This is a genomic window from Bremerella cremea (assembly GCF_039541315.1).
In the GTDB taxonomy this organism is placed as follows: domain Bacteria; phylum Planctomycetota; class Planctomycetia; order Pirellulales; family Pirellulaceae; genus Bremerella; species Bremerella cremea.
On record NZ_BAABFZ010000003.1, the window covers coordinates 17469 to 27464 of the forward strand.

At 56.4% G+C, this 9996-nt stretch carries 5 protein-coding genes and 1 tRNA gene; 4 read left to right on the forward strand and 2 right to left on the reverse strand.

Annotated elements, in window-relative coordinates:
• Positions 1-6: 6 nt before the first annotated feature.
• Positions 7-1626, reverse strand: a complete 1620-nt coding sequence (locus tag ABD890_RS02285; protein WP_345085364.1) for a hypothetical protein — start codon at positions 1624-1626, stop codon at positions 7-9.
• A gap of 443 nt (positions 1627-2069) precedes the next feature.
• Here ABD890_RS02285 and ABD890_RS02290 point away from each other — a divergent pair.
• Positions 2070-2142, forward strand: a tRNA-Phe gene (locus ABD890_RS02290).
• 234 nt (positions 2143-2376) lie between these two features.
• On the opposite strand, the gene ABD890_RS02295 is transcribed toward ABD890_RS02290, so the two are convergent.
• Positions 2377-2715 (reverse strand): HU family DNA-binding protein, encoded by a 339-nt coding sequence (locus ABD890_RS02295; protein WP_345085366.1) that lies wholly within the window; start codon positions 2713-2715, stop codon positions 2377-2379.
• A gap of 559 nt (positions 2716-3274) precedes the next feature.
• Between ABD890_RS02295 and ABD890_RS02300 the strand changes: the two genes are divergently transcribed.
• From ABD890_RS02300 to ABD890_RS02310, 3 genes are all read left to right on the forward strand, one after another.
• A complete protein-coding gene (locus ABD890_RS02300; protein WP_345085368.1) occupies positions 3275-7897 on the forward strand; it encodes an outer membrane protein assembly factor BamB family protein in 4623 nt (1540 codons plus the stop codon).
• Positions 7898-8062: 165 nt separating this feature from the next.
• A complete protein-coding gene (locus ABD890_RS02305) occupies positions 8063-9109 on the forward strand; it encodes an AAA family ATPase (RefSeq protein ID WP_345085371.1) in 1047 nt (348 codons plus the stop codon).
• Complete coding sequence (locus ABD890_RS02310; protein ID WP_345085374.1) at positions 9078-9980, forward strand: DUF58 domain-containing protein; 903 nt, start codon at positions 9078-9080, stop codon at positions 9978-9980. Before ABD890_RS02305 ends, ABD890_RS02310 begins: the two co-directional genes overlap by 32 nt.
• Positions 9981-9996: the final 16 nt, after the last annotated feature.

The window sequence follows — 9996 nt, forward strand, 5'->3', positions numbered from 1 at the left end:
ATGCTGCTAATCGATAAACCGAGCATTGGGTCGCAGCGATTTGTACCAATCTTTCCACTGCGAAATGGCGGCATCTCGCTTCATGGGATTCATGTCACTCGACATCCCAAAGCCATCGATCTTGCGGCTGATGAACCGCAAAGTGTCGCGGGCTTCGATCGCGATGCGTGGGTCTGGATCTGACAACGCGAAAATCAAGGCAGGTACGCTCTCGAAGTCTTTGGCATCGCGAATGGCCCGAACAGCCATCAGGCGAGCCGCGTAACTTCCGTTACGTAACTTTCGCCGGACCGCCTGCAAGGCAATCTCGCGATCTCTTCCGGTCAGGCTCAAATCGAAAGTCATGTCGGCATCGACCAGATCGTCGAGCGAGCCATCGTCTTGTTGCAGCATCTCGAGAAACTTCTGCGTTTCCGGAATCTCTTTTGTGTTGACGATCTTTCCGTTTCGCAGTTCGGCTGCTGACAAGTCATCGGGAAGACCACGACCGCCTGCCAGAAGACCGTTGTCGAAGGTCTTCACGTGCTTTTTGATCGTTTCGGCCGTCCCACGCACGAGAAATAAAATGGCGAACGCAGTCCCCACCGGCGGACCTTCGTCAGTCGCTCGGACCGAACCGTTTTCGTGCACCATCGACTTGATGTACTTGTAGCCTTCGTTGTACCAGACGGGGTTCGGATCAGGCTGGCCAAGATCGAGTTCGTAGAACGCCTTGTAACGCTCCAGGGCGTACAAAAAGTAGAACGGCCAGCGGTTCCCCTCGAACTTGATGTTCGCGTCGATCCAGGTATTACCCATCTTCTTGACCGAAGCGAGGGCCTCGCGATTGACCAGCGCGCGAGCCTTCTTGATGCGTTCGGCACGTTCGTCAGCGGTCACCTCGACAAAGCCTGAAGGCAATTCCGAGTCGACATTCTTCCGACGGTTGCTCATGTCGAGCGCGTCGGCGGAAACGTAGAGCGAGCAAAGACCGGCGGTCGTCAGACTTGGGCGAATCTCCGCTTGATTCACCCGAGGTCGACCAGGCGCCGAAATGTTCCCCTGATATCCGAAGGCACCGGACGGATCTTGCACGGCCATGATCCAGTTGGTCAGACCGGCGATGCTTTCGATGGGGACCTCGAAGTGATTCTCGTTGGCCAGCCACAGCCCAAGAGCCGCGTACTGGGTCATCGAGTTATCGCCTGTTTCCTTCTCTTGATATCCATAACCACCATGTGGCTTCTGGATCTGAATGAAGAACTTGACGAGGTTGTCGATCTCTTTGTGGTGCTTATCGGGATCGAGTTCGCACAGAAAGATCAGCGCCAGGCCGGCGTCGTAAACAACGTCATGCTTGTATTCCGGCACCTTCTGAGCGAACTGCTGACAAGCGGCAACCGCTTCTTTGATCTTAGGGTGATCCTTTGCGGTGCCAGATTTCATCAAGGCAAGAGCGATGACAGACTTTCCACCAACTCGCGGATGCGATCCTTCTCTTACAAGATAGGCATTGGCAGCTTTAACGATCTGCTGCACTTCCGGCGATTTCGGTCCCAACGCGAAGGCAGGCCGAATGGTGCTCATCGCCCAAACAAGGGCCATGGCGCAGCAAACGACAACCAGACGCGCGGGTTTCGTTGACATTGTCATCGGATTGTAACTCTGTTCCCAAGATGAGTTGCGCGTAGGTTATTGCGAGAACCGTGACCGGTCGGCCTGCGTCGATGACCCAGATTGCCAGCCTAAGATTCGCGAATGAAAACTACGTGGGGGCGTTATTCCCCCAAAAAAGGGCCGTTCTTTGCCTCTTCCGGCCCTCTAATCCGCAATGCCGTTCAAACTAGGAATGTTGAAACACCTTGTCAAGCAATCTGTAAATAATTGCGCAGGCCCGTAGATAATTCCATACTTTCCAGGTATCCGTAAGCCTCTAGGTGCCTCGATCCTCTCGTGGGATTGTTTAAACGGTGTGCAATTCGGATCAACGTCTGATGATTTTGCCAAGAAATGACGTAAGTAGAGTCACCTCAACGCCCCCCAGTTGACAACCCACCAGCGGACATCTAGACTTAGCTCCTTCCAAATGAGGTCAGGTAGCTCAGTTGGTAGAGCAATGGACTGAAAATCCATGTGTCGCCGGTTCGATCCCGGCTCTGACCACCTTCAAGCACGCTTCCAGCGTGCTTTTTTTGTGCGCCCATGCAAGGGCGGCTCTTTAGAATGGTTTCGCTTGGGGCCGGACGCAATACATCGCCCTAAGACCCCCTCGACAGAGGAGGGCAGCTTGAGAACCCTTTCTCTTTCATCAGCGCACAAAAAAGGCCCTCGAAATCGTTAATTCCGAGAGCCTTTTATGATTCTTACGTCGAACGCAAGACCCTACAGGGCAATGGCTTAGACCATTTCCTTCAGGTTCTTGAGAGGACGAACCTTGACCTTCGTCGAGGCTGGCTTGGCTGGAACGTCCATCAGTTCGCCTGGCTTGAATGGGTTTGGCACGCCCTTCTTGGCTGGACGAGCAGGAACCTTCTTCTTTTCAATCTTCACGATGCCAGGGATGGCAATCGCGCCAGCACCGCTACGACCCAGAGCCTTGCCGATTTCGGAGGACAGCGCGTCCATGACCGCACTGACGTCCTTCTTCGCAACGCCCGTGGTCTCTGCGATGTTAGCCAGCAGTTGGGTCTTGGTGAGGGGTTTCTTGACGGTTGCAGCTGCAGCTTTCTTTGCCATGGGGTTTCCCTACTAGAAAGGCTATCCAATGTAAAAATGGGTCACTAATATCCGATTTCCGGAACGCGTCGATTAAAGAAGTTTGCCACGGTTTTTCAAGACAGCCAAACCACAAAAAGCCCGTTTTCCCGGGAAATAGCAAGAAATTTGCCGGAAAACCGGGTGTCGCACCTGTTTTTCAGGGTTTTAGTCCTGCTTTTCCCAGCCTTGCATGCATGTTTAGGTGCCCCGTTCGCACGAAAATCACTGCCTTTTACCGGGTCATTGGGCCTCGATTCGCCATCGACGAGATGTCCGTAACGTAAACCCGCACGATTTTCTCGCTTTCCAGGGCTCAATTTCTCTGTCCAAGAATGTCAAAACTTGTTTTCCTGAGAGAAATTGGAATAGAGTACATTAAGCGTTGGCAGAACAACGCGTGGCAGGATTGCCGTTCATCACCGCGCTCCTCCCTTCAACGGAAATGCAGGGCATGTTCATGTTTCGGAATGTATCACCTCTCCCTCGCTTCACTTCGATCTGTCCGAAACTCTTTTTCTGCTGCTCGATCCCTTTATCGTTGGCAGCCCTCGTAGCGTCGCCTCAACTGGCCCACGCCCAGTTCTCGACGCCCGGCCAAGAGCAGATCGACCTCGAGTCGTCGTTCTTTCTGCCGATCCCACGAGAAGCTCGCCTGCAGATGGAGCGGATCGAAGAGGCAGCTCAAAAAGAACAGTGGACCGATGCCGCCCAGAACCTGATCGCGATTCTGGCGGGCGAAAGCTCGGAAGACTTCCTGGTTCCGCTGACCGAAAAGAAACAAACCACTTCCAGCAGCATCAAGACCGCCACGCTCGAGATGGTCCGCAAGCTGCCGCCGCAAGTTCTCGAAGCGTACGACCTGCTGGTCGGCGGCGAGCCGGACGCCTTGCTGCAAGAGGCGTTGATCACAAACGACCCGCGTAGGCTGTCGGAAGTCTCGCGACGGTTCCTGTTCACACCCGCGGGCGAGAAGGCCTCGATCATCCTGGCCCGCAAAGCGATGGACTCCCGGCAGTGGGAAGGGGCGCTGCTCGAGCTGAAACGCCTTGATTTCAAGCCTGAAAAGTCTCGTAAATACAAAAACGAAACCGACCTGATGAGGGCCGTCTGCCTGCGAGAGGTGGGCGACAAAGAAGAAGCCAAAGCGATCGTTGCTCAGTTGAAAGACGATCAATCGCTCCGCAAGCTGCTTCCCGGCATGAAGATTGTCGGCAGCACTTCGCCGGAACAAATTCTGGATCAGCTTTCCCAGGTAACGGCTTCGTCTGAGTTCCCTCCGTATGCCTGGACGATGTTCCAAGGCTCGGAGTCGCGCACCGCGCCTTCCCGCGGTAGCGAACCGCTGCAAGAGATCCAGTGGATCGCCCGCATGGCCCAAAGTCGGCAGCAGCAAGACGAGATCCGTCAGTCGATGCAGCGGTTTCAAGACAACCGCGTGTCGGTCTTTCCAGCAATCCATCCGGTGGTGGTCGCCAACCAGGTGATATTTCGCACGCCGGCCGGCTTGTTGGCAACCGATATCCAAAGCGGCAAAGTGCTATGGAAGTATCCATGGGACAACATCGACCTCGACCTGCCGCAGCAAGAACAAGACCTGCTGACTAACATCTTCCCTGGCCTCGGTCGCGAGTTTGAGCGAGCCATTTGGGCCGATGCCCGCTCTGGCCACCTCTCGTCGGACGGCACGCGATTGTTCTACGTTCACGACGAGCAGCCACCTGGCGACAACGTGAGTGTCCTGCTGGCCAACCGTGGCTTGCAGCCGATGTCGGGCCTGTTCTCCGGTCAGCAGAATCACCTCTATTGCTTCGATATCGAGCGCGAAGGGGCCGTTCTCTGGCAGATTGGTGGTGCCTCCAGCGAAGAAGACAACCCGGACGATCAGCTTTCCGAAACGCGTTTCCTCGGTCCGCCGTTGCCGCTGGGCAAAGATCTGCTGATCCTGGCGGGGGTGATCGACGAAATTCGCTTGCTTTGCCTCGATGCCGAAACCGGCAAGGTGAACTGGACGCAGCAACTCGCTCGTCAGACCAGCAACGGCGGCGCCGATTTGTTTGAAACCTACCTCCAGGCCGCATCCCCTTCGCACAAGGGTGGTATCCTGGTTTGTCCGACGAACTCGGGCTCGGTAGTGGCGGTCGACTTGTCGAACCGTACCTTGCTGTGGGGTTTCCAATACAAAGAACCGGATCGCAACCGTCCTGGCATTCGCACCACGCGACGCGATCAGTCGAGCGACTTCATGGCCTTGGCCGACCGCTGGAACGACGGCACCCCACTGATCCATCAGGGGAAGGTCCTCGTCACACCGACCGACGCCGACTACCTCTATTGCATCGACCTGCTCACCGGCGAGAAGCTGTGGGAACGCCCACGTCGCGATAACGTAGCTTTGGCTACGGTCACCGACAAACTCGCTTTGGTCGTGGGCAAGACTTCGGTCACCGGCGTTGATATCGAGACCGGCGACTCGCTGTGGAGTTCCGGCGATGTCAGCCTCCCGGACCAGTCGCTTCCAAGCGGTTATGGTTTCCGCCTTGATGAAAAGTACTACCTGCCGACCTCGCAGAATCAGATCATCCCGATCACCCTTGCCGACGGCAAGCTGGGCGAACCGATCGAAGCCGTCGGTGAGCTCGGCAACCTGGTCTGCTACAAAGATTACGTGATCTCGGTCAGCCCAGAGTTCGTCACAGCGTACAAGCAAATCGATGCCCTCCGCCGCGAGGTGACCGTTCGCCTGGCGAAGAATGGCAACGACGCCGAAGCCCTTCGAATGCTGGGCAAGCTGCAAAAGCATGATGGCGACCTGGCAGGTGCGTTGGCCTCGCTGCAAAGTTCGATCGATATCGAACCTTCCGAAGAAACCCGTACCCAGCTCGTCTCGACCGGACTGGCAGCCTTGGGCCAAGACTTCTCGAAGTTCCGAGACGTCGTGCCGCAACTGGAAGGCCTCGTCGAATCGCTGGACGAAAGGATCGCCCTGGCACGTTTGACGGCCCGTGGCATGGACGCGGAAGGCTTGAATGACGAAGCGTTGACGCGTTACTTCGCCTTCCTCGATCTGACCGACGAATACCTCAGCTCGCAGGTCGTGCCCAACGAACTGCTGATCCATGACTTCGATCCGATGGTCGAAGCCAGCGCCGATCGCTGGGCCCGCGGCAAGATCAGCATGCTGCGTGACAAGATGACCGAAGAAGAGCGGAAGCGTGCCGACGCCGCCGTGCATGAACGCTTAGAGAAGATCTTGGCGGCCGATGCGGGAGACCGTTCGCAATTGGCCCGCTTCGTCAACCGCTTCCCACGTTTCCCCGCCGCGAGCGAGGCCCGTTTGAAGCTGGCGGAACAGCTCTATGCGAAGGGTCTGATCCTGCAAGGAGAAGCAGTCGTCCGTACGCTGATGGATCAAGGCATCGAACTTGATAAGCTCGGTCCACTCGTTTATCAGCAAGCCTCTGGCCTGAAGAAGTCGGGTCTGGAGAACGAATCGGCCAAATGGTTCAAGCAGATCTCCGGTCCGTTCAGCGGCGTCGCTGTCGATGGCAGCCGCACCGGTCGCCAGGTCGCTGCCTTGCAGCAGTGGGATCCGGTCGCCGCCGATATCGTTCGCGACAAGCCGCTCTGGCCGTATGCTTCCGCCGCAGTGGAAGTGAAAGAACATCAAAATCAGGGCTTCAGCCGAGTCGATTATCCGATTCGCTTGAAAGAACAAAACGACCAATATCGCACGAACTACTCGCTGCTTTTGGATAGCGAAGCGAACCTGATCATCGTCCGCGATGAATTCGGCAACCCAACGGTTCGCATTCCGTTCACTACGCAGAGTGGCCGAAAGCTGTACCAGCCGCAGATTGGCGCCTTGCACGCCCAACAGTTTGGTCATCTGCTGGTGATGTCTCTGGGAAGCGAACTGCAGGCCTTCAACATGATGCCCAACCTGCCGAGCGATGACTCGTCGCGTCTACTGTGGAATGCCGACCTGCAAAATGGCATGGGCGGGGCAAACCGCCGTACTCGTGAATTCGACGTCTATACGAAGAAATCGAATCCTTTCGCTGAAATGGACCGGACTGCCCGGGATGTGACCACGCATAAGGCGATCGGTCAGTTCGCCGGCGACCACGATCTGATCTGTTACCAGATCGGCGGCCGGTTGATCTGCCGCGATCCACTTTCCGGTGTGAACTATTGGGAACGCATGGGAGTTCCGATGGGAAGCGAACTGGTGGTGACCGACAAACACATCATTGCCATTCCGGAAGATGACGAACGGGAACGAGGCGAACTTGGCGACGTCGTCACCGCCCAGGTCATCTCTGCCGACAACGGCGAACTGCTTTCGACGGTCGAACTACCTAGTTCTGATCGGATCTGGACGGTTCGCGAAGGGGTCGTGGTGGTCTGGCAGAAGGCAACCGGCGACGGTCCTCAAGGCCTGGAAGGGTACGAAGCGTCAACTGGCAAGCTGCTGTGGACGCAAACCTTCGAGGCAGGGTCATCCCCGAAAGGTGTCCTGCTCAACCGCAAGCCATGGTTTGCCACGCTCGACAAATCAGGCAAGATGCAGGTCATCAACATCCTTGATGGCAAATTGGTTTACGCCAATCAGCTTCCACGCGACGGCGAAGCCATTCAGTTGAAAGCGGTCGAGTCGGACGATCAGTTCCTGCTGGCCGTTTATCGCGACATAAATCCGCGACCTCATTTCCGTAGTATTCCGTATGACAATAGCGAGACGTTGCTGCGAGGCGAGGTCTATGCGATTGAAACCGAAACGGGAAAGATGCTGTGGAACCAGCCCGCCTTGGTGCACGACAACTACTTGCTGGAAACCTTCCAGTCGAGTGGCTTGCCAGTGGTTGCGATGGTGGCTCGATTGCATCGCCCCGATGCGCGGACCCCGCAAATGAACTCGGCCCTGGAAGTCCTGTTGCTCGACAAGCGAGACGGACGTGTCCTGTTCCGCCAAGAGTTCAGTGAGCTGAGCGTGACCTTTGCTTTGACCGGGAATCCCAGTGACCTGAGCGTACAGGTAGAATTGGCGGCACTCGAGGTCAACTTGAAGTTCGATCCCGACCAACCGAATGTCCCGGCCCCACCGGCAGCCACGGAGATTGACTTTTCCTACCCCCCTCAAGCGGATGAAACGTCTAATTAAGGGCCACCTCCCCGAGAAGAGTGGTTCCTTAATAAGTTGTGAAAATGCGCAGCCCCGGTTACCATAACAGGTGTTAAAGTTAAGCGGATTGGGCAGTTGGTCCGAGTCGCAGAAACTTGACAGGCTGCTCATCAAGATATCTCCCATTCAACAGAAAGAGCCTGGATGTCCGAATCTGAGTTCGCCGCATCGGCGATCGAGAAAATATCTGTCGCGCGTGCGCGAATCCTCGAACAGTTGGGGCAGGTGATCGTCGGCCAGTCGGACGTCATCGAAGAGCTCCTGATCTGCTTGATGAGCCGCGGCCATTGTCTGTTGGAAGGTGCCCCAGGTCTGGCCAAGACGCTGATGATCAGCACCTTATCAAAGGTGCTCGAACTGAGCTTCAGCCGCATCCAGTTCACGCCTGACCTGATGCCGGCCGATATCACCGGCACCGAAATCATTGAAGAGAACAAATCGACCGGTTCTCGCGAGTTCCGCTTTCTGCAGGGTCCACTGTTTTCACACGTGATCCTGGCGGACGAAATCAACCGTACGCCTCCCAAGACGCAAGCCGCGCTGCTGGAAGCAATGCAGGAACGGACCGTCACCGTCGGCCGTGTCCGTCACGAACTGGCCGATCCTTTCTTCGTGCTGGCCACCCAGAACCCGATTGAACAAGAAGGTACTTATCCGCTGCCGGAAGCGCAGCAGGACCGCTTCATGTTCAAGGTGTTCGTGAAGTATCCAACCTTCGACGACGAATTCGAGATCGCTCGTCGCACGACCGCCAAGCAGTCGGTCAAACTGGAACCAGTGCTGACGGCGGAAGAACTGATCGAACTGCAAAGCCTGGTTCGCGATGTTCCTGTTTCCGATCACGTGATTCGCTATGCGATCACCCTCGTCCGTCAGACCCGTGTCGGCGAACCTGGCATTCCTGAGTTCGTCAAGGAAATGCTGGCTTGGGGTGCTGGTCCGCGTAGCGTTCAATTCCTTATCCTGGGCGGCAAGGCCCGGGCACTGCTGAATGGCCGCACGCATGTCTCGACCGATGACATCCAAGCGCTGGCCAAACCCGTTTTGCGGCACCGCATTGTGCTGAACTACGGCGCGGAAAGTGAAGGAGTGTCGGCCGACGATGTGATCGATCGGATTCTGCAGGAAACGCCCGCCAAAGAGGATCAGCTAACCAGCGATGCCCGATTCCAAAAAATATTTGCATCCTGAGACCCTCGGGCGGATTTCCAAACTGGAACTTCGCGCTCGGCATGTGGTTGAAGGCTTTCTGTCCGGTACTCATCGCAGCCCATACTTTGGTCAGTCGATCGAGTTCCTCCAGCATCGAGAGTATGCCGTGGGGGACGATCTGCGCCATATCGACTGGAAAGTGCTCGGCAAGCACGACCGCTACGTCATCAAGCAGTACGAAGAGTACACCAATCTTCGCTGCATGCTGATGGTCGATGCCTCGGCCAGTATGAGCTACGGCGACGGACCGATGACCAAGTACGACTATGCGTGCACCATTGCGGCATCGCTGGCGTACTTGATTTTGAAACAGCAGGACGCGGTCGGCTGTGCCGTGTTCGATGACTCGATGCGTTACCGAGTGCCGGTCCTCAGCAAACGGACCCATCTCAACACCATCGTCGAGGCCTTGGCCAACCAGTCTCCGCGCGAGAAGACCGACATGCAGACCATCTGCAAGCAGTTCGCCGAGACCTACACGAGCCGTGGCCTGGTGATTGTTATTTCGGACCTGTTTGGCGATGTCGAAGCAACCTCGAAAGGGCTGCGGATTCTACGTCAGCGAGGTCACGACGTGATGGTCTTCCACGTGATGGATGACGACGAACTCGACTTCCCGTTCACCGGCTCGACGCGGTTTGAAGGGTTGGAACTGCCGGATCACCTGACCTGCAATCCACGAGCATTGCGGGAAGGTTACCTGGCGGCCGTTAACGAGTTCACCGCCTCGATGCGTCGCGAATGTAGTAAGAACACGATCGATTACGCCCTGGTTCGTACCCGCGATTCCTTGGCGGCCGTGTTGACGACCTACCTTTCCAATCGACTCGGCATGCACCACCGCAACTAAGTTAGTCTGAGGCGTA